The organism is Leclercia sp. M-A074-M (genome assembly GCF_965195605.1).
Classification (GTDB): domain Bacteria; phylum Pseudomonadota; class Gammaproteobacteria; order Enterobacterales; family Enterobacteriaceae; genus Enterobacter.
On sequence record NZ_CBDAHM010000005.1, the window covers coordinates 86,061 to 103,380 of the forward strand.

At 54.3% G+C, this 17,320-nt stretch carries 22 protein-coding genes; 12 read left to right on the top strand and 10 right to left on the bottom strand.

The features are described from left to right. Positions 1-4 precede the first annotated feature (4 nt). From lptA to ACOKCT_RS12110, 5 genes are read right to left on the bottom strand one after another with little or no spacing between them, the layout of a single operon-like run. The gene (gene lptA, locus ACOKCT_RS12090; protein ID WP_420193523.1) at positions 5-559 is read right to left on the bottom strand and encodes a lipopolysaccharide ABC transporter substrate-binding protein LptA; all 555 of its coding nucleotides are present in this window, start codon (positions 557-559) and stop codon (positions 5-7) included. Continuing rightward, the gene (lptC, locus tag ACOKCT_RS12095) at positions 528-1,103 is read right to left on the bottom strand and encodes an LPS export ABC transporter periplasmic protein LptC (protein ID WP_103177189.1); all 576 of its coding nucleotides are present in this window, start codon (positions 1,101-1,103) and stop codon (positions 528-530) included. The genes lptA and lptC overlap by 32 nt, the downstream gene beginning before the upstream one ends. Next, positions 1,100-1,666 (bottom strand): 3-deoxy-manno-octulosonate-8-phosphatase KdsC, encoded by a 567-nt coding sequence (kdsC, locus tag ACOKCT_RS12100; protein ID WP_103824984.1) that lies wholly within the window; start codon positions 1,664-1,666, stop codon positions 1,100-1,102. The genes lptC and kdsC overlap by 4 nt, the downstream gene beginning before the upstream one ends. Positions 1,667-1,680: 14 nt before the next feature. Continuing rightward, a complete protein-coding gene (gene kdsD / locus ACOKCT_RS12105; protein ID WP_103177188.1) occupies positions 1,681-2,667 on the bottom strand; it encodes an arabinose-5-phosphate isomerase KdsD in 987 nt (328 codons plus the stop codon). Between the two features lie 13 nt (positions 2,668-2,680). Continuing rightward, entirely contained in the window at positions 2,681-3,658 is a 978-nt protein-coding gene (locus tag ACOKCT_RS12110; RefSeq protein WP_263950235.1) for a calcium/sodium antiporter, read from the bottom strand. Between the two features lie 228 nt (positions 3,659-3,886). Between ACOKCT_RS12110 and mlaF the strand changes: the two genes are divergently transcribed. From mlaF to murA, 7 genes are all read left to right on the top strand, one after another. Next, positions 3,887-4,699 (top strand): phospholipid ABC transporter ATP-binding protein MlaF, encoded by an 813-nt coding sequence (gene mlaF, locus ACOKCT_RS12115; RefSeq protein ID WP_103177186.1) that lies wholly within the window; start codon positions 3,887-3,889, stop codon positions 4,697-4,699. A gap of 7 nt (positions 4,700-4,706) precedes the next feature. Next, positions 4,707-5,489 carry a lipid asymmetry maintenance ABC transporter permease subunit MlaE gene (mlaE, locus tag ACOKCT_RS12120; protein WP_420193524.1) on the top strand — a complete coding sequence of 261 codons (783 nt, stop codon included), beginning with the start codon at positions 4,707-4,709 and terminating at the stop codon, positions 5,487-5,489. Positions 5,490-5,493: 4 nt separating this feature from the next. After that, positions 5,494-6,054 carry an outer membrane lipid asymmetry maintenance protein MlaD gene (gene mlaD / locus ACOKCT_RS12125; protein ID WP_103177185.1) on the top strand — a complete coding sequence of 187 codons (561 nt, stop codon included), beginning with the start codon at positions 5,494-5,496 and terminating at the stop codon, positions 6,052-6,054. Between the two features lie 3 nt (positions 6,055-6,057). Further along, positions 6,058-6,693, top strand: coding sequence for a phospholipid-binding protein MlaC (gene mlaC, locus ACOKCT_RS12130; RefSeq protein WP_103177184.1), 636 nt, complete (start codon positions 6,058-6,060; stop codon positions 6,691-6,693). Further along, positions 6,693-6,986, top strand: a complete 294-nt coding sequence (gene mlaB / locus ACOKCT_RS12135) for a lipid asymmetry maintenance protein MlaB (RefSeq protein WP_103177183.1) — start codon at positions 6,693-6,695, stop codon at positions 6,984-6,986. The genes mlaC and mlaB overlap by 1 nt, the downstream gene beginning before the upstream one ends. Before the next feature lie 126 nt (positions 6,987-7,112). Next, the gene (ibaG, locus tag ACOKCT_RS12140) at positions 7,113-7,367 is read left to right on the top strand and encodes a BolA family iron metabolism protein IbaG (RefSeq protein WP_103177182.1); all 255 of its coding nucleotides are present in this window, start codon (positions 7,113-7,115) and stop codon (positions 7,365-7,367) included. Between the two features lie 52 nt (positions 7,368-7,419). Beyond that, the gene (gene murA / locus ACOKCT_RS12145; protein WP_039031637.1) at positions 7,420-8,679 is read left to right on the top strand and encodes a UDP-N-acetylglucosamine 1-carboxyvinyltransferase; all 1,260 of its coding nucleotides are present in this window, start codon (positions 7,420-7,422) and stop codon (positions 8,677-8,679) included. Between the two features lie 60 nt (positions 8,680-8,739). Here the strand turns inward: murA and sfsB are convergent, their stop codons facing one another. Both sfsB and ispB read right to left on the bottom strand, forming a co-directional pair. After that, positions 8,740-9,027 (bottom strand): DNA-binding transcriptional regulator SfsB, encoded by a 288-nt coding sequence (gene sfsB / locus ACOKCT_RS12150; RefSeq protein ID WP_156655274.1) that lies wholly within the window; start codon positions 9,025-9,027, stop codon positions 8,740-8,742. 229 nt (positions 9,028-9,256) lie between these two features. Beyond that, entirely contained in the window at positions 9,257-10,228 is a 972-nt protein-coding gene (gene ispB / locus ACOKCT_RS12155; RefSeq protein WP_103177180.1) for an octaprenyl diphosphate synthase, read from the bottom strand. A 256-nt stretch (positions 10,229-10,484) separates the two neighbouring features. Between ispB and rplU the strand changes: the two genes are divergently transcribed. The 4 genes from rplU to cgtA all read left to right on the top strand — a co-directional run bounded on the left by rplU (position 10,485) and on the right by cgtA (position 13,313). Next, on the top strand, positions 10,485-10,796 hold the full coding sequence (gene rplU / locus ACOKCT_RS12160; protein ID WP_042325074.1) for a 50S ribosomal protein L21: 312 nt from the start codon (positions 10,485-10,487) through the stop codon (positions 10,794-10,796). Positions 10,797-10,815: 19 nt separating this feature from the next. Further along, positions 10,816-11,073, top strand: a complete 258-nt coding sequence (gene rpmA, locus ACOKCT_RS12165; RefSeq protein ID WP_007673187.1) for a 50S ribosomal protein L27 — start codon at positions 10,816-10,818, stop codon at positions 11,071-11,073. A 96-nt stretch (positions 11,074-11,169) separates the two neighbouring features. Next, a complete protein-coding gene (locus ACOKCT_RS12170) occupies positions 11,170-12,144 on the top strand; it encodes a DMT family transporter (RefSeq protein WP_103177179.1) in 975 nt (324 codons plus the stop codon). Next, entirely contained in the window at positions 12,141-13,313 is a 1,173-nt protein-coding gene (cgtA, locus tag ACOKCT_RS12175; RefSeq protein WP_103177178.1) for an Obg family GTPase CgtA, read from the top strand. Before ACOKCT_RS12170 ends, cgtA begins: the two co-directional genes overlap by 4 nt. A 33-nt stretch (positions 13,314-13,346) precedes the next feature. Here cgtA and pmrB read toward each other — a convergent pair whose 3' ends face one another. Genes pmrB through dacB form a run of 3 tightly spaced genes read right to left on the bottom strand, consistent with a single transcriptional unit; the run spans position 13,347 to position 16,485 of the window. Beyond that, positions 13,347-14,390 carry a two-component system sensor histidine kinase PmrB gene (pmrB, locus tag ACOKCT_RS12180; protein ID WP_103177177.1) on the bottom strand — a complete coding sequence of 348 codons (1,044 nt, stop codon included), beginning with the start codon at positions 14,388-14,390 and terminating at the stop codon, positions 13,347-13,349. Beyond that, positions 14,387-15,049, bottom strand: coding sequence for a two-component system response regulator PmrA (gene pmrA, locus ACOKCT_RS12185; RefSeq protein ID WP_103177176.1), 663 nt, complete (start codon positions 15,047-15,049; stop codon positions 14,387-14,389). Before pmrA ends, pmrB begins: the two co-directional genes overlap by 4 nt. A gap of 2 nt (positions 15,050-15,051) precedes the next feature. Further along, a complete protein-coding gene (dacB, locus tag ACOKCT_RS12190) occupies positions 15,052-16,485 on the bottom strand; it encodes a serine-type D-Ala-D-Ala carboxypeptidase (RefSeq protein WP_156655273.1) in 1,434 nt (477 codons plus the stop codon). Between the two features lie 246 nt (positions 16,486-16,731). On the opposite strand from dacB, the gene greA reads away from it, so the two are divergent. Beyond that, complete coding sequence (gene greA, locus ACOKCT_RS12195; protein ID WP_103177174.1) at positions 16,732-17,208, top strand: transcription elongation factor GreA; 477 nt, start codon at positions 16,732-16,734, stop codon at positions 17,206-17,208. Positions 17,209-17,320: the final 112 nt, after the last annotated feature.

The following is a 17,320-nucleotide window of genomic DNA, read 5'->3' on the forward strand; positions in this document are numbered from 1 at the left end:
CGAATTAGTTACTCTTTTTCTGTGCCGGGGCCTGATTGCTATTTTTGTCCTGCAGCTGCGATGGAACCAGTACGGTGGTCACGCGTTTGCCTTTCTCGCTGAAGGCCTGCATTTTCTGCTCTTTGACCAGGTAGGTGATCTTGTCGCCCTTGATGTTGCTGTCGAGCTGCTCCAGGTACGCATTACCGGTAAGGACAACGAAATCTTTCGCCAGCTCGTAGTGCATCTGGGAGGCGTGGCCTTTCACCGGCTTGCCGTTATCCTGCATCTGATAGAAGGTGGCCGGGTTGCCGTAGCCATCGATAATCTCTTTCCCGTCCTCACCGCCAGGACGCGTCACCACCACTTTGTCGGCATTAATTTTGATGGTGCCCTGAGTCACAACCACGTTGCCGGTAAAGGTCACCACGTTGCCTTGCATATCGAGTGATTGCGTATCGGATTCGATATGAATCGGCTGCTCGGTATCACCCGTCACAGCAAGCGCAGGCAGGCTAAGGGCCAGCATGGCGCTGGCTATAACACAATTAAGGCTGAGTTTGTTTGTTTTGAATTTCATAAGAGGTTCTAACCTTTTCAATCAGCTCTGCGTTCTTGCTGCGTAAGTTCCCGCGCATTCTCAGACCGCTGGAATTAAATGTTGTGCCGTATAACGTGACCAGATCCTGCGATGTTACATCCTGCGTCACAAGATTTATCTGTGCGTTATCGGTCGTGATTTTGCGCAACTGCGCATCTGCGGTCAGCGCATTCACTTCAACATGGCCATACAGATAAAGCATACGGTCATTCGTCAGTTTTGCCCGATCTGCTTTAATCGACCATGTCGGAATTTTATCGGTATCAAACGTGGTCATCACGGGTTGAGTAAACCATGAGACGCCCTGTTCGGAAAAATACTCAACGTGCTGAGCGATAAGGCGATAATTCAGCGCCCCTTCCGGGCTGTAAACGACGGTATCGCTGTGATCGCTTTTATACGTTGGATCGTTGGTGTTGACCGTCGGCGCTTGTTCGTCGTCCCGGTCAGCGAGATTCACACCAATCAGTACCAGTGCGACAAGCGTTAGCAGAATAATAACCCAACGTCTGGTTTTACTCATATCGATTGCCCTTTGGCCTCATCAAGCTTACCTTGCGCCAGCAGTAACAGGTCGCAGACTTCTCGTACTGCGCCACGGCCACCGTTAATCCGGGTGACATAGTCAGCGCGTGGGATCAAAAGCGGATGGGCATCGGCCACGGCGATGCTAAGCCCAACTTCTGCCATCACTGGCCAGTCAATAAGATCGTCTCCGACATAGGCAACGTTTTCCGGGGCAATCGCAAGTTTACCAAGTAAGTCCCTGAAAGCGACCATCTTATCGGATTGCCCCTGATAGAGATGGGTAATGCCCAGCGTTTCGCACCGATCTTCTACCAGTTTAGCCTTACGTCCGGTGATGATGGCAACTTCTATGCCAGACGTCAGGGCACAGCGAATCCCATAGCCATCACGCACGTTGAACGCTTTCAGCTCTTCACCATTATTGCCCATGTAAATCAGGCCGTCTGACAGCACGCCATCCACATCCAGGATCAGCAGGCGAATTTTCTCGGCCTGCGACATCATCTGCGCGCTTACCGGGCCATAACAGGTTGCAAGGGATGCACCCGTATTAATCATTGTCTTATCCTTCATTACACTACGCCTGCGCGCAAAAGATCATGCATATGTACCACACCCAGTAACTGGTCGCCATCGGCAACCATAACGGAGGTGATATGGCGGGACTGCATCAGGTTCAGTACCTCAACGGCCAGCGTGCCGGGACGCACCCGAATGCCGCCTGAGGTCATCACATCGGCGATACCCAGCTTACGGACATCCACACCCATATCGAACACGCGACGGAGATCCCCGTCGGTAAAGATACCCTCAATCTTCATCTGATCGTTGCAGATGACGGTCATCCCCAGGTTTTTACGGGTAATTTCCAGCAGCGCATCGCGCAGGGAGGCCTCTTTACTGACGTGCGGAATTTCATCCCCCGTATGCATAATATCATTCACGCGCAGCAGCAGTTTACGTCCCAGCGCACCGCCCGGATGGGAGAGGGCGAAATCTTCGGCGGTAAAGCCGCGCGCTTCCAGCAGGGCGACGGCCAGCGCATCACCCATAACCAGCGCGGCAGTGGTGCTGGAGGTCGGCGCCAGCCCCAGGGGACAGGCTTCTTTTGGCACTTTAACGCACAGGTGGATATCTGCGGCGCGCGCCATGCTGCTCTCCGGACGGCTGGTAATACAGATCAGGGGAACGTGCAGGCGTTTCAGGACCGGGATCAGCGCCAGGATCTCATTCGATTCGCCCGAGTTGGATAACGCAATGACGATATCCTGTGACGAAACCATACCCAGATCGCCATGCGCCGCTTCGCCGGGATGGACGAAAAACGCTTTCGTGCCGGTACTGGCGAAGGTCGCTGCCATTTTACGGCCAATATGGCCAGATTTACCCATCCCCATCACCACGACTTTGCCAGGACAGTGGAAAAGTTTTTCGCACGCCAGGCTAAAGTCCTGATTAATGTATTGATCTAACTGCGCCAGACCTTCACGTTCAATCTCCAGAACCTCTTTTCCTGCTTTCTGAAAGTCAAAACCCGGCTGCAATTCTATTTGCGACATAATGCGTTTCCGTTTACCCAGAGAAAAGCGGCGAGAGCCAGTACAGCATCGCCATCCATACGACAAATCCCACCGTCAGCAGCGCACCAGCGCCCTGACCAATCTGCCTTTTTCGCCGCCAGCAGAGCAGGGCGAAAATTACGCTGACTAAGACCATCACCCCATAATCGCGGCTGAACGCGAGCGGATTAAACGCGCCAGGGGCAATCAGGGCAGGCAGGCCAAGCACGATAGCAATATTAAAAATATTCGAGCCGATGATATTGCCAATCGCCATGTCGTCTTCACCCTTACGCGCCCCGGCGATAGCCGTTGCGAGCTCAGGCAAACTGGTACCAATGGCAATCACCGTCAGGCCGATGGTTAACTCGCTCATGGCGAAATAGTTGGCCAGAACCGTAGCGTTATCTACAATCATCTGCGTCGCCATGGGCATGATGATTAACGCCACGCCCAGCCAGAGCAGCGCGACGGGTAAGTTCCCCTCACGCGGCAGCTCTGCCACCTGTTCGCGGGTTAACGTGTCACTGCCTTGCTTTTCTGCCGCCCGGGCAAGCTTCACGATATAAAACAGCCAGATGACCGCCAGCGCCAGCAGAAAAATGCCATCGCTGAGGGTTAACTGCCCGTCATATAACACATAACCCGCCAGCAGGCTGACAATTAACATTAGCGGTAATTCACGCCGCAGAACATCAGAATGCACGCGAAAAGGATGCAGTAGCGCAGCCAGGCCCAGGATGAGCAAGATATTGACGATATTGGAGCCAATAGCCGTTCCCACCGCAAGATCAACCTGATCGTGCATCGAGGCGGCCGCAGAGACGATGATCTCCGGCAGGGAAGTGCCTACGCTGACCACCGTCATCCCAATAATCAGGGGGGGAACACCCAACAAACGGCAGAGGATAGAAGCGGAGAACACCAGACGGTCGGCACTGTAGACCACCAAAAGTAAACCAATTATTAACAGTGCCGTTGCAAGAAGCATCAAAAGTCCTTTCTTCAGGTATACTCGCCGGTCCACTGAGAAAAAATCTCTGCCGCTGCATACTGTCTGTAGATGTAACGAATCCTAATTTTGACTTTATGCGCTGTAAAAGTAAAACAAATGCCAGCTTTCGCTTACCTGCAGAGGTAATATTCTGTAAAAATGTTGGGTTTGCGGCGAAATCAGGCATCAAGCTGATCCTGAACCGGCAACAGAAAGGAAATGTACATGAGCCTGAATGAGGCGAATATAGTCGATGTCCGTGGCGTCAGCTTCACGCGCAGCAGCCGGGTCATTTTTGACAACATCTCTCTCACCGTGCCCCGCGGTAAAATTACCGCCATCATGGGCCCCTCCGGCATTGGTAAAACAACGCTGTTACGCCTGATTGGGGGGCAAATTCCGCCAGGCGAGGGCGAGATCCTTTTTGATGGCGAAAATATTCCGGCGATGTCACGTTCGCGCCTCTATACCGTGCGTAAACGCATGAGCATGCTGTTCCAGTCCGGGGCGCTATTTACTGACATGAATGTCTTCGATAATGTCGCCTACCCGCTGCGCGAGCATACGCGCCTGCCGCCGGCGCTGCTGAAAAGCACCGTGATGATGAAGCTCGAGGCTGTGGGACTGCGTGGGGCGGCGAAGCTGATGCCTTCTGAACTCTCTGGTGGTATGGCCCGCCGGGCGGCGCTGGCGCGCGCGATTGCGCTGGAACCCGATTTGATCATGTTCGATGAGCCGTTTGTCGGGCAGGACCCTATCACCATGGGCGTGCTGGTCAAACTGATCTCTGAGCTGAACAGCGCGCTGGGTGTAACCTGTATTGTGGTATCTCACGACGTACCGGAAGTGCTGAGCATTGCCGACTACGCCTATATCGTAGCGGATAAAAAAATTGTGGCGCATGGCAGTGCCCAATCATTGCAGACCAACAGCGATGCGCGAGTCCGTCAGTTCCTCGACGGCATTGCAGATGGCCCCGTGCCGTTCCGTTATCCTGCGGGTGATTATCATAAAGATCTATTGGGAATAGGGAGTTAAGCCACTCATGCTGTTAAATGCGTTGGCCGCTCTCGGACACCGTGGCATAAAAACCATCAGGACGTTCGGGCGTGCCGGGTTGATGTTATTCAATGCGCTGGTCGGGAAACCGGAATTCCGCAAACATACCCCTCTGCTGGTACGCCAGCTGTATAATGTCGGCGTGCTGTCGATGCTCATTATCATCGTTTCCGGGGTCTTTATCGGGATGGTGCTGGGGCTGCAGGGGTATCTGGTTCTTACCACCTACAGCGCAGAAACCAGCCTCGGAATGCTGGTGGCGCTCTCCCTGCTTCGTGAGCTGGGGCCGGTGGTCGCCGCGCTGTTATTCGCAGGGCGTGCCGGTTCAGCGCTGACCGCTGAAATCGGCCTGATGCGCGCCACGGAGCAGCTCTCCAGTATGGAAATGATGGCCGTGGATCCGCTGCGTCGGGTCATCTCGCCGCGCTTCTGGGCCGGTATGATTTCGCTGCCGCTGTTAACGATCCTCTTTGTCGCGGTCGGCATCTGGGGCGGTTCGATGGTTGGCGTGCAGTGGAAAGGGATCGATGCCGGCTTCTTCTGGTCAGCGATGCAAAGCGCCGTTGACTGGCGTCTGGATCTGGTTAACTGCCTGATTAAAAGCGCGGTATTTGCCGTGACGATCACCTGGATTGCGCTGTTCAATGGCTACGATGCGATCCCGACCTCTGCCGGTATCAGCCGGGCAACCACCCGTACCGTTGTTCATTCGTCGCTGGCCATACTGGCTCTGGATTTTGTGCTCACCGCACTGATGTTTGGGAAATGAGTTCATGCAAACGAAAAAAGTAGAAATTTGGGTTGGCGTATTTGTCCTGCTGGCGCTGCTGGCAGCACTCTTTTTAAGCTTTAAAGTGGCGGACGTAACGACCATCCGCACCGAGCCGACATACCGTATTTATGCCACCTTCGATAACATCGGTGGCCTGAAGAGCCGTTCTCCGGTGCGTATTGGCGGGGTGGTAGTAGGGCGTGTTGCCGATATCACCCTCGATGAGAAAACCTATCTGCCACGCGTGGCGCTGGATATCGAAGAGCGCTACAACCATATCCCGGACACCAGCTCCCTCTCTATCCGTACATCCGGTCTGTTAGGAGAACAATATCTGGCGCTGAACGTCGGTTTTGAGGATCCCGAGCTGGGAACGACTATCCTGAAAGACGGTGGCGTGATTCAGGATACGAAATCAGCCATGGTGCTGGAAGATATGATTGGTCAGTTCCTTTACAACAGCAACAGTAAAGGGGGTGACGAGAATCAAGCTGCGCAGACCCCTGCGCAGAGTGACATTACGCCGCCTGTTGGCACGACGAATTCATCTCAGGAGAAGTAATTCATGATTAAACGACTGTTAATGGTTGCCATGCTGATGATTGCCCCTCTGACTGCAGCTAACGCAGCCGATCAGAGCAATCCTTATCAACAGATGAATGAGGCAGCAAAGAAAACCTTCGACCGCCTTAAAAATGAGCAGCCGAAGATCCGCTCCAATCCTGATTACCTGCGTGATGTGGTTGACCAGGAACTGCTGCCCTATGTCCAGGTGAAATATGCCGGCGCGCTGGTGCTGGGCCGTTACTACAAAGACGCAACGCCTGCGCAGCGCGAAGCCTATTTCGCTGCGTTCCGTGAATATCTGAAGCAGGCCTACGGTCAGGCTCTCGCCATGTACCACGGTCAGACGTATCAGATCGCACCGGAACAGCCGCTGGGTTCTGCGACCATCGTGCCTATTCGCGTGACCATCGTCGATCCGAACGGTCGTCCGCCAGTGCGTCTGGATTTCCAGTGGCGTAAGAACACCCAGAGCGGTAACTGGCAGGCTTACGACATGATTGCGGAAGGCGTCAGCATGATCACCACCAAGCAGAACGAATGGAGCGATCTGCTGCGTACCAAGGGCATTGATGGTCTGACCGCGCAGCTGAACAGCATTGCACGTCAGAAAATTACCCTGGAAGGAAACAAGTAATTATGTCGCAGTTGAGCTGGACCCGTGAGGGTGAGACGTTATTACTCTCAGGCGAGCTGGATCAGGATTATCTGAATCCTCTGTGGGATGCGCGGGACGATGCCATGAAGGGGGTTTCCCGTATCGACCTGAGCGGTATCTCTCGCGTGGATACGGCGGGTGTAGCGTTGCTGGTTCATCTGGTCTCAACGGGCAAGCAGCAGGGCATCCCGGTGACGCTTTCGGGCGTCAGCGACAATGTCGTCACCCTGGCCCAGCTCTATAATCTGCCGGAAGACGTATTGCCCCGCTAATTTTTTCAGTACGTTACTATCAAAAGCCCTGACAGTTTCATCGTCGGGGCTTTTTGCTTATTTAAGACCGCGCCACTTTGCTCTAAGATGTTGGGCTTGTTTTCACTACCAGATGATATAGAACCCATGGAAAATCATGAAATCCAGACAGTGCTGATGAACGCACTCGCCCTTCAGGAAGTCCACGTCTCCGGCGACGGCAGCCACTTTCAGGTTATTGCTGTGGGTGAGATTTTTGACGGCATGAGCCGCGTGAAGAAGCAGCAGGCTGTCTATGCGCCGCTGATGGAATATATCGCGGATAATCGTATCCATGCCCTGTCGATCAAGGCGTTTACCCCTACAGAGTGGGCACGCGATCGCAAACTAAACGGTTTTTGAGCTGAGGGTGATTTGCCCGCAGCACGGTTGAATTCATACAGAGAGTAATTACATGGACAAATTTCGTGTTCAGGGGCCGACGCGTCTCCAGGGCGAAGTCACAATTTCCGGCGCTAAAAATGCCGCGCTGCCGATCCTCTTCGCCGCACTGCTTGCGGAAGAGCCGGTAGAGATCCAGAACGTACCGAAGCTGAAAGACATTGATACCACCATGAAACTGCTCGGCCAGTTGGGTACCAAGGTTGAGCGTAACGGATCCGTATGGATCGATGCCAGCAACGTGAATAACTTCTCAGCCCCTTACGATCTGGTGAAGACCATGCGCGCATCCATCTGGGCGCTGGGTCCGCTGGTAGCCCGTTTTGGGCAGGGCCAGGTCTCTCTGCCGGGCGGGTGCGCCATTGGCGCGCGTCCGGTGGATCTGCACATTTTTGGCCTTGAGAAGCTGGGCGCAGAAATTAAGCTGGAAGAGGGCTACGTGAAGGCCTCCGTGAATGGCCGTCTGAAAGGCGCCCACATCGTGATGGACAAGGTAAGCGTTGGCGCTACCGTCACCATCATGTCCGCAGCGACGCTGGCCGAAGGGACCACCATCATCGAGAACGCCGCGCGCGAGCCGGAGATCGTGGATACCGCGAACTTCCTGAATACGCTGGGCGCGAAGATCACCGGTCAGGGCACCGATCGTATTACCATTGAAGGCGTTGCACGTCTGGGTGGTGGTGTATATCGCGTCCTGCCTGACCGTATCGAAACCGGGACCTTCCTGGTCGCTGCAGCCATCTCCGGCGGTAAGATCGTCTGCCGCAACGCCCAGCCTGATACGCTGGACGCGGTACTGGCAAAACTGCGCGAAGCGGGTGCCGATGTTGAAACTGGCGAAGACTGGATCAGCCTGGATATGCACGGTAAGCGTCCGAAAGCCGTTAACGTGCGTACCTCTCCGCATCCGGCATTCCCGACCGATATGCAGGCCCAGTTCACTCTGCTGAACCTGGTGGCGGAAGGGACGGGTGTGATCACTGAAACGATCTTTGAAAACCGTTTTATGCACGTACCGGAACTGATCCGTATGGGCGCCCACGCTGAGATCGAAAGTAATACCGTGATCTGTCATGGCGTAGAGAAACTGTCTGGTGCTCAGGTGATGGCAACCGATCTGCGTGCTTCTGCGAGCCTGGTGCTGGCAGGTTGTATTGCGGAAGGTACGACGCTCGTGGATCGTATTTATCACATCGATCGCGGCTATGAACGCATTGAAGATAAACTGCGCGCCCTGGGTGCAAATATTGAGCGTGTAAAAGGCGAGTAATCGTCCCGGCAGCCCCCTGCCACATTGACCGGGGGGTTGCTAGTCCCGTTTAGATGAGCGTCATTCCTGGCGCTCTTTTTCTTGTTTTTTCTGGCGCATCATGCGCGTTCTGTCGACAAATTCGTGCGTGATCGGGTCGTGGTAGCGCGATGGCCAGATAATCCAGGGGTCAGTGCCGAGTGCCGTAGCAATGATCAGTTCTCCCTTTGGCCAGGGGCGGGTCAGCGCATTTGCCAGGGTGGATGAACTCAGGCCATTACGGCGGGATTCTGCAGCAAGCGATGTTCCCTTTTTACGCAGCGCGGCGATGATATCGGCCGAGTGCCAGTCGGTAAATTTCTTATCCATTCAGCTATCCCTCTGTTCGGGTACATGTACGTCATTTCCTCTTAAATGACAGTGTTACTATACCTTCTTCGAACATCGGTTCTAAAAAGTTCGCATTACAGGAGGCAATATTCGGATTTTGCCAGGGCTTTAATCATAGGGCCTGTAAGCGGATTATTTAACAATTTGATGGATAAAAACTGGAGCTTATTGGAACTCTCTTTTCACGTAAAAGAGAGTTCATTGAGGATTATCGATCGCGCTGAACGGCAATATGCGCGAGCCCGATCAGGGCATCTCGCCATGGGCTGTCAGGGATGACCTGAAGTGCGGCGATCGCTTTATCGGCCTCTTCCTCTGCACGCTGGCGCGTCCATTCCAGGGAACCACAGGTTGCCATTGCTTCCAGTACTGGTTCCAGAAGGTGTCGGCCGTTTCCTTGCTCAATGGCTTCGCGGATAAGCTTAGCCTGCTCAGGGGTGCCGTTACGCATAGCATGCAGCAGCGGCAGCGTCGGTTTACCTTCGTTCAGGTCATCACCGACGTTCTTGCCGAGCGTTTCGCCGTCGGCGCTATAGTCGAGCAGATCGTCAATCAGCTGGAAGGCGGTGCCAAGGTAGCGCCCGTAATCCTGCAGCCCACGCTCCTGCTCGTCAGTACAGCCGGCCAGAATACCGGAGCACTGGGCAGCGGCCTCAAACAGACGGGCGGTTTTGCTGTAGATCACCCGCATGTAGCTCTCTTCGGTGATGTCCGGGTCGTTGACGTTCATCAGCTGCAGAACTTCACCTTCCGCGATGACGTTCACCGCTTTGGACATCACTTCCAGGATCTTCAACGATCCCAGGCTGGTCATCATCTGGAAAGCGCGCGTATAGATAAAATCGCCTACCAGTACGCTGGCTGCATTGCCGAACGCGGCGTTGGCAGTGGCTTTGCCACGACGCATATCGGACTCATCGACAACGTCATCATGCAGCAGCGTGGCGGTATGGATAAATTCGATCAGCGCTGCGATCGTTACGTGCGCGTTCTCCTGATAGCCGACCGCGCGGGCGGCCAGCACAGCGATCATCGGACGGATGCGTTTACCCCCGCCGCTGACGATGTAATAACCCAACTGATTGATTAGTTGAACGTCAGAATCGAGCTGTTCCAGGATCGCTGCATTCACACCCGCCATATCTTGCGCGGTTAACTCATTGATTTTTTCTAAATTCATCGCAAAAGCCGGGCTTTAAGTCCTGTTTACCACATGTCAAATGGGCTAACGAAGGGTTCGGTTTATCAATAGTAGCGCTGATTGTACTGAAAAAACGCGGCAGATAAACGTTACCGTACGTGTTGTGTTTTTTTTCTTCATGTATTGACTGTAGCACTTGTCAAAGGCTCGCGTTTTGCGTAATATTCGCGCCCTATTGTGAATATTTATAGCGCACTCTGAATCACACGAGGATGTGCGCGGAAGCGGAGTTTATATGTACGCGGTTTTCCAAAGTGGTGGTAAACAACACCGAGTAAGCGAAGGTCAGACCGTTCGCCTGGAAAAGCTGGACATCGCAACTGGCGAATCTATTGAATTCGCTGAAGTTCTGATGATCGCAAACGGTGAAGAAGTCAAAATCGGCGTTCCTTTCGTTGATGGCGGCGTTATCAAAGCTGAAGTTGTTGCTCATGGTCGTGGCGAGAAAGTTAAAATCGTTAAGTTTCGTCGTCGTAAACACTACCGTAAGCAGCAGGGCCACCGTCAGTGGTTCACTGATGTGAAAATTACTGGCATCAGCGCCTAAGACCTGAGGAGAGATTTAAATGGCACATAAAAAGGCTGGCGGCTCCACACGTAACGGTCGCGATTCAGAAGCTAAACGCCTCGGCGTTAAGCGTTTCGGTGGCGAAACCGTTCTGGCGGGTAGCATCATCGTTCGTCAGCGTGGCACTAAGTTCCACGCGGGTAACAACGTAGGTTGCGGTCGTGACCACACTCTGTTTGCTAAAGCAGACGGTAAAGTGAAATTTGAAGTTAAAGGCCCGAACAACCGTAAATACATCAGCATTGTTGCTGAGTAAGGTTTTCTCGGTCCGGTAACGGATTAAAGCCCCGCAACGTGTTGCGGGGCTTTTTACATTGGAAACCCGGTAATTTTTTCGGTAGGGAAAACGGGCATGAAGCAGCAGGCCGGCATTGGTATTCTTTTGGCGCTCACTACCGCAATGTGCTGGGGTGCGCTGCCAATTGCAATGAAGCAGGTACTGGAAGTGATGGAGCCGCCAACGGTGGTCTTCTACCGCTTCCTGATGGCCGGTATTGGATTGGGCATTATCCTTGCGCTAAAGGGTAAGCTCCCTCCGCTGCGCATCTTTCGCAAACCGCGCTGGCTGGTGCTGCTGGCGATTGCGACAGGCGGCCTGTTCGGGAACTTCATTCTGTTCAGTTCTTCCCTGCAATACCTCAGTCCCACGGCCTCGCAGGTAATTGGCCAGCTCTCGCCGGTAGGCATGATGGTTGCCAGCGTCTTTATCCTGAAGGAGAAGATGCGCGGCACGCAGATTATCGGGGCACTGATGCTGCTTTGCGGTCTGGTGTTGTTCTTCAATACCAGTCTGATAGAGATTTTTACCCGCCTGACGGATTACACCTGGGGTGTGATTTTTGGGGTGGGCGCGGCGGCGGTATGGGTAAGTTATGGCGTCGCGCAAAAGGTGTTATTACGCCGTCTGGCGTCACAGCAGATTCTGTTTTTGCTGTACACTTTATGTACTATTGCCCTGTTGCCACTGGCGAAGCCGGGAGTCATTTCCCAGTTAAGCGACTGGCAGCTGGCGTGTCTGATCTTTTGTGGTCTGAACACGTTAGTGGGTTATGGCGCGCTGGCAGAAGCGATGGCGCGCTGGCAGGCAGCGCAGGTAAGTGCGCTGATTACGCTAACGCCACTATTTACACTGTTATTTTCAGATTTATTATCAATGGCCTGGCCCGATTTCTTCGTCAAACCGATGTTAAACCTGTTGGCTTATCTCGGTGCGTTTGTCGTGGTTGCGGGCGCGATGTATTCCGCCATTGGTCATCGTCTTTGGGGACGTTGGCGCAAAAATGAAGCGGCCCCCGCTCAGGCGAATGATTTACGGAGAGTAAAATGAAGTTTGTTGATGAAGCAACGATCCTGGTCGTGGCAGGTGATGGCGGTAATGGTTGCGTAAGCTTCCGCCGCGAAAAATACATTCCCCGTGGCGGCCCTGACGGCGGCGACGGCGGCGACGGCGGTGACGTGTGGTTAGAGGCGGACGAAAACCTCAACACCCTGATCGATTACCGTTTCGAAAAATCATTCCGTGCTGAGCGCGGTCAGAATGGCCAGAGCCGTGACTGTACCGGTAAACGCGGAAAAGACGTCACGGTTAAAGTCCCTGTCGGAACGCGCGTTATCGATCAGGGTACTGGCGAAACCATGGGTGATATGACCAAGCATGGTCAGCGCCTGATGGTCGCTAAAGGCGGCTGGCATGGTCTGGGTAACACCCGTTTCAAATCCTCCGTTAACCGTACCCCGCGTCAGAAGACGATGGGTACGCCGGGTGATAAGCGCGATCTGCAGCTGGAACTGATGCTGCTGGCGGACGTGGGTATGCTGGGGATGCCAAACGCAGGTAAATCCACCTTTATCCGTGCTGTCTCTGCGGCCAAACCAAAAGTGGCCGACTATCCGTTTACCACCCTGGTACCCAGCCTCGGCGTGGTGCGTATGGACAACGAGAAGAGCTTCGTCGTGGCCGATATCCCGGGCCTGATCGAAGGCGCTGCCGAAGGGGCGGGCTTGGGTATTCGCTTCCTGAAGCACCTTGAGCGTTGCCGCGTTCTGCTGCACCTCATCGATATCGATCCTATCGACGGTTCCGATCCGGTGGAAAACGCCCGTATCATTATCGGCGAGCTGGAAAAATACAGCGACAAACTGGCTGCCAAGCCGCGCTGGCTGGTCTTCAACAAGATCGACCTGATGGATAAAGCGGAAGCCGAAGCGAAGGCGAAAGCCATTGCCGAAGCGATGGGCTGGGAAGACAAGTACTATCTCATCTCCGCCGCAAGCCAGATGGGCGTGAAAGAGCTGTGCTGGGATGTGATGACCTTCATCATCGAGAACCCGGTAACGCAGGCAGAAGAAGCGAAACAGCCTGAGAAAGTCGAATTCATGTGGGATGACTACCACCGTCAGCAGCTTGAAGAGCAGGTGGAAGAAGACGACGAAGAGTGGGATGACGACTGGGATGAAGATGACGAAGAAGGCGTCGAATTCATCTATAAGCGTTAAGACCGTCAAGAGCCCCCTTATCAAGGGGGCTTTTTAATTCAGTGTTTCTGGCAGCCAGCAGGTGACTATCAAGCCGCCTTCGGGGCGATTCTCCAGCGTCAGCTTGCCGCGATGCAGCTGTACAATACGCTGAACGATGCTCAGCCCTAGCCCGCTTCCGCCATAGCGTTGATCGATGCGGCGAAACGGCTCGGTAATCGACTGGCGATGGGCTTCATCTATGCCAGGCCCCTGATCGCTGACGCTCACCTGCGTACCGCCGTCGACCTCCTGCATGGCGACTTCAATAGTGGTTCCCGCCGGGCTGTAACGCACTGCGTTTTCCAGCAAATTGCGCAACATTAGCCGTAACAGGATTGCATCGCCCTGTACGTTCTGTGGGCTCGCCTGCGGCCAGATGAGGGTATGGCTTTTTACCTCATTCTCCAGCGCCAGCGGCGCAATAATGGCTTCGCTCCAGTTAACCGTGTCGTAGTGGCCGCTGGCCATAGCTTGACCCGCCCGGGCCAGCATTAGCAGCTGCTCTACGGTATGCATCAGTTGATCGATTCGGGTAATCAGCGTCGTCGCCTGAGGCGAGCCTGACTGCGCCATCAGCTCCAGATGCAGGCGAATACCCGCCAGCGGCGTACGCAGCTCATGTGCGGCATCAGCGGTGAACAGGCGCTCCTGCTGAATGGTTTGATCCAGCCGGGCGAGCAGTTGATTCAGCGAGGTGGTGACGGCGCCTATTTCCTCCATATCGGAGTACATCGGCAGCGGCGTAAGATTATCGGCAGAACGGTTCGCAAGGCTGGTGCGTAGCTGATTCAGCGGACGGGTGATCCAGCTGACGGCCCAGAAAGAGAAGAGCAGGGTAAATCCGACCATCACCAGCGAAGGGACCAGCAACGAGGCGATCGCCTCCCGGATCTCTTTCTCGACATGCTGGTTGCGGGATTTTGCCGACAGCGTCTCGCTCACCAGAAAGCTAATTTGCTCCCGGCTCTCATGCCAGAGCCAGATGACGCTGATCAGTTGAAAGAAAAGCAGAATGACTGCCAACAGCACCATCAGACGACGGCGCATGCTGTTCATTTTTGACTCTCAAGGCGATATCCCACGCCGCGTACCGTTTTGATCCGGTCTTTGCCCAGCTTGCGTCGCAGATTATGAATATGCACCTCCAGCGTATTAGAGCCGGGATCGTCCTGCCAGGAGTAAATATCCTGCTGTAAGGTTTCCCGGTGGACGGTCTGACCGGTGCGCATAATCAGCCGGGTTAGCAGAGCAAACTCTTTAGGGGTCACTTCGACCGGCTGGGATTGCTGTAAAACCTGCTGGGTTTGCAGATTTAACGTCAGATCGCCATCGCTGAGCAGGTTATCGCTGTGCCCCTGATAGCGCCGGATCAACGCTCTGGCGCGCGCCTGAAGTTCTGCCAGCGCAAAGGGCTTCACCAGATAGTCATCGGCACCGGAGTCCAGGCCGTTAATCCGGTCTTCCAGCGCGTCGCGGGCGGTCAGGATCAGCACAGGATTATCGATACCCCGTCGGCGCCACTGGCTTAGCAGGGTGGCGCCATCTTTATCGGGCAGGCCAAGATCGAGGATCACCAGGCTGTATTCGCCGCTCTGGATAAGGCCATCAGCTTCGGCGGCGGTACCCGCGCAATCAAGCGTGTAACCTTCAGCCGAGAGCGCCAGCGCCAGTCCTTCCTGTAACAGCAGATCGTCTTCAACAATGAGTAATTTCATCGCTAGTTGTTCTGATAAATGTCCTTGTAAAGCCGGCTTTCAAAGCGCACCAGCGGGATACGGCGGTTACGCTGGTCGGCAGGTTCCACCGCGTAGCCAGAAAGATACTGCACGAATGCCATCCGCTGTCCGCTGGCGGTGGTGATAAACCCGGCAAGGTTATACACCCCCTGCAGGGAGCCCGTTTTGGCGGAGACTTTGCCATCGACGCCCGCGGCGTGCAGGCCCGCACGGTACTGCAGGGAGCCGTCATAACCGGCGAGCGGCAGCATTGAGATAAAGTTTAGTTCAGTGTCGTGCTGAGCAATGTACTGAAGGACCTGCATCATGGTGGCAGGAGAGATCAGGTTATGGCGCGACAGACCCGAACCATCGACTGCGATGGTGTTGCCAAGATCGATGCCAGCCTGCTGGCGGAGGATCTGACGAACCGCATCTGAACCGGCACGCCAGGTGCCAGGTACGCCAAAGCGGGCATGCCCAATCATGCGAAATACGGTATCGGCGATCATGTTGTCCGATTTTTTCAGCATGATCTTCAGCAGATCGTGCAGCGGCGCCGACTGCTTACTGGCAATCACGGTGCCGGGCTCGTTGCTCTGCGTCTGACGCAGCAGGGTACCGCTGTAAGTGATGTTGGCCTGCTTCAGTTCATTCTTAAGGATCGCCCCGGCATAGCTTGCGCCATCCTGAATGGCGAAGGCCAGCGGCAGTGGATCGGCCCGCTGCGTCAGACAGCCGGTCAGGGTAAAGCGGTTCAAATCGCCCGGGACGACATCCAGTTCGCAGTACTGCGCTTCCGGGGAACCTTTCGCCAGGGTACGCACCTGGCTGAACATGTTGACCGGATAGTAAGAGGCCACCCGAATGAAGGCTAAATCGTTCGGTTTGGGCGCGCTGTATAAAGAAATGGAGAAGCAGTTGCGATCGACGATCGCGGCCGCGGGCGGGGCGCTAAAGCACTGAGTCATATCATTCCACGGCCAGCCGGGGGCTTTATCGTGGCTGGCAAAAATGGACGTATCGATAAGCACATTGCCTTCAATGCGCTGTACGCCAGACTTCTTTAGCACGGCGACCATGTTGCGGATATCCTGACGCTTAAATGTCGGATCGCCGCCAAAACGGGCAATAAGATCGCCTTTCAGCACACCGTTCTCAATGTTGCCTTTGCTTTCAAGCGTGGTCGTAAAACGAAAGTCGGGCCCAAGCTGCAGCAGGGCAGCCAGCGCCGTGATCACCTTTTGGGTACTGGCAGGCAGCGCCATCTGCTGGCTGTGATAATCAATCTCAGGCGCCTGAGCTCCTACCTTTTGCACGACCAGGGCAAGATTGGCGCCATCGGGCAGCTGATTAATATACTCATCAACGTTCGCTGCCTGGACAGTGAACGCAATAGTGGTGGTCAATCCGATGATAAATCTGGAAAATCGCATAATCTCGCGCTAACAACCCGGAAACAAACCGTCATACTACGGCCCAACGCCCTGTAAAGTAAACGATGACCCATACTGAACTTCGCGTTAAAATACGTATCAAACTGAAAAATTGCTGCTGACCTGGAACATTGTTTCCGGGTCAGTTTTCTTTTGCTTCTGACCTGTGCCAGGCTGTGATGCCTGCGGGGCCAGTAGTCGGGTCGGTTAACCGTACCTAACAGGAATGTCAAAGAGGTATAACAAATGCAAGCTATTCCGATGACCTTACGTGGTGCTGAAAAACTGCGTGAAGAGCTGGATTTTTTGAAATCTGTTCGCCGCCCTGAAATCATCGCCGCCATTGCGGAAGCACGTGAGCATGGCGATCTGAAAGAGAATGCTGAGTATCACGCCGCGCGTGAGCAGCAGGGGTTCTGCGAAGGGCGTATCAAAGATATCGAAGCCAAGCTGTCAAATGCGCAGGTGATTGATATCACAAAAATGCCAAATAACGGACGCGTGATTTTTGGCTCTACCGTCACCGTGATCAATCTGGATACGGACGAAGAGGTCTCCTACCGCATCGTGGGTGATGACGAGGCTGATTTTAAGCAGAATCTGATCTCAGTAAACTCGCCAATCGCACGCGGTCTGGTGGGGAAAGAGCAGGACGATGTCGTCACCATCCGTACGCCAGGCGGCGAAGTGGAATTCGAAATTACCAAGGTTGATTACCTGTAATTCGCATCCCCGGACAGATGTTGATAGATTGTAAAGATAGGAAAAAGGCCGCATAGCGGCCTTTTATCAACTCAAGGAGCATGGCATTTTGCTCACCTGCTAAAGAAAAACC

Coding starts and splice junctions, on each gene's coding strand:
- lptA (WP_420193523.1), bottom strand. CDS start 559: ATGAAATTCAAAACAAACAAACTCAGCCTTAATTGTGTTATAGCCAGC.
- lptC (WP_103177189.1), bottom strand. CDS start 1,103: ATGAGTAAAACCAGACGTTGGGTTATTATTCTGCTAACGCTTGTCGCA.
- kdsC (WP_103824984.1), bottom strand. CDS start 1,666: ATGATTAATACGGGTGCATCCCTTGCAACCTGTTATGGCCCGGTAAGC.
- kdsD (WP_103177188.1), bottom strand. CDS start 2,667: ATGTCGCAAATAGAATTGCAGCCGGGTTTTGACTTTCAGAAAGCAGGA.
- ACOKCT_RS12110 (WP_263950235.1), bottom strand. CDS start 3,658: ATGCTTCTTGCAACGGCACTGTTAATAATTGGTTTACTTTTGGTGGTC.
- mlaF (WP_103177186.1), top strand. CDS start 3,887: ATGAGCCTGAATGAGGCGAATATAGTCGATGTCCGTGGCGTCAGCTTC.
- mlaE (WP_420193524.1), top strand. CDS start 4,707: ATGCTGTTAAATGCGTTGGCCGCTCTCGGACACCGTGGCATAAAAACC.
- mlaD (WP_103177185.1), top strand. CDS start 5,494: ATGCAAACGAAAAAAGTAGAAATTTGGGTTGGCGTATTTGTCCTGCTG.
- mlaC (WP_103177184.1), top strand. CDS start 6,058: ATGATTAAACGACTGTTAATGGTTGCCATGCTGATGATTGCCCCTCTG.
- ibaG (WP_103177182.1), top strand. CDS start 7,113: ATGGAAAATCATGAAATCCAGACAGTGCTGATGAACGCACTCGCCCTT.
- murA (WP_039031637.1), top strand. CDS start 7,420: ATGGACAAATTTCGTGTTCAGGGGCCGACGCGTCTCCAGGGCGAAGTC.
- sfsB (WP_156655274.1), bottom strand. CDS start 9,027: ATGGATAAGAAATTTACCGACTGGCACTCGGCCGATATCATCGCCGCG.
- ispB (WP_103177180.1), bottom strand. CDS start 10,228: ATGAATTTAGAAAAAATCAATGAGTTAACCGCGCAAGATATGGCGGGT.
- rplU (WP_042325074.1), top strand. CDS start 10,485: ATGTACGCGGTTTTCCAAAGTGGTGGTAAACAACACCGAGTAAGCGAA.
- rpmA (WP_007673187.1), top strand. CDS start 10,816: ATGGCACATAAAAAGGCTGGCGGCTCCACACGTAACGGTCGCGATTCA.
- ACOKCT_RS12170 (WP_103177179.1), top strand. CDS start 11,170: ATGAAGCAGCAGGCCGGCATTGGTATTCTTTTGGCGCTCACTACCGCA.
- cgtA (WP_103177178.1), top strand. CDS start 12,141: ATGAAGTTTGTTGATGAAGCAACGATCCTGGTCGTGGCAGGTGATGGC.
- pmrB (WP_103177177.1), bottom strand. CDS start 14,390: ATGAACAGCATGCGCCGTCGTCTGATGGTGCTGTTGGCAGTCATTCTG.
- pmrA (WP_103177176.1), bottom strand. CDS start 15,049: ATGAAATTACTCATTGTTGAAGACGATCTGCTGTTACAGGAAGGACTG.
- dacB (WP_156655273.1), bottom strand. CDS start 16,485: ATGCGATTTTCCAGATTTATCATCGGATTGACCACCACTATTGCGTTC.
- greA (WP_103177174.1), top strand. CDS start 16,732: ATGCAAGCTATTCCGATGACCTTACGTGGTGCTGAAAAACTGCGTGAA.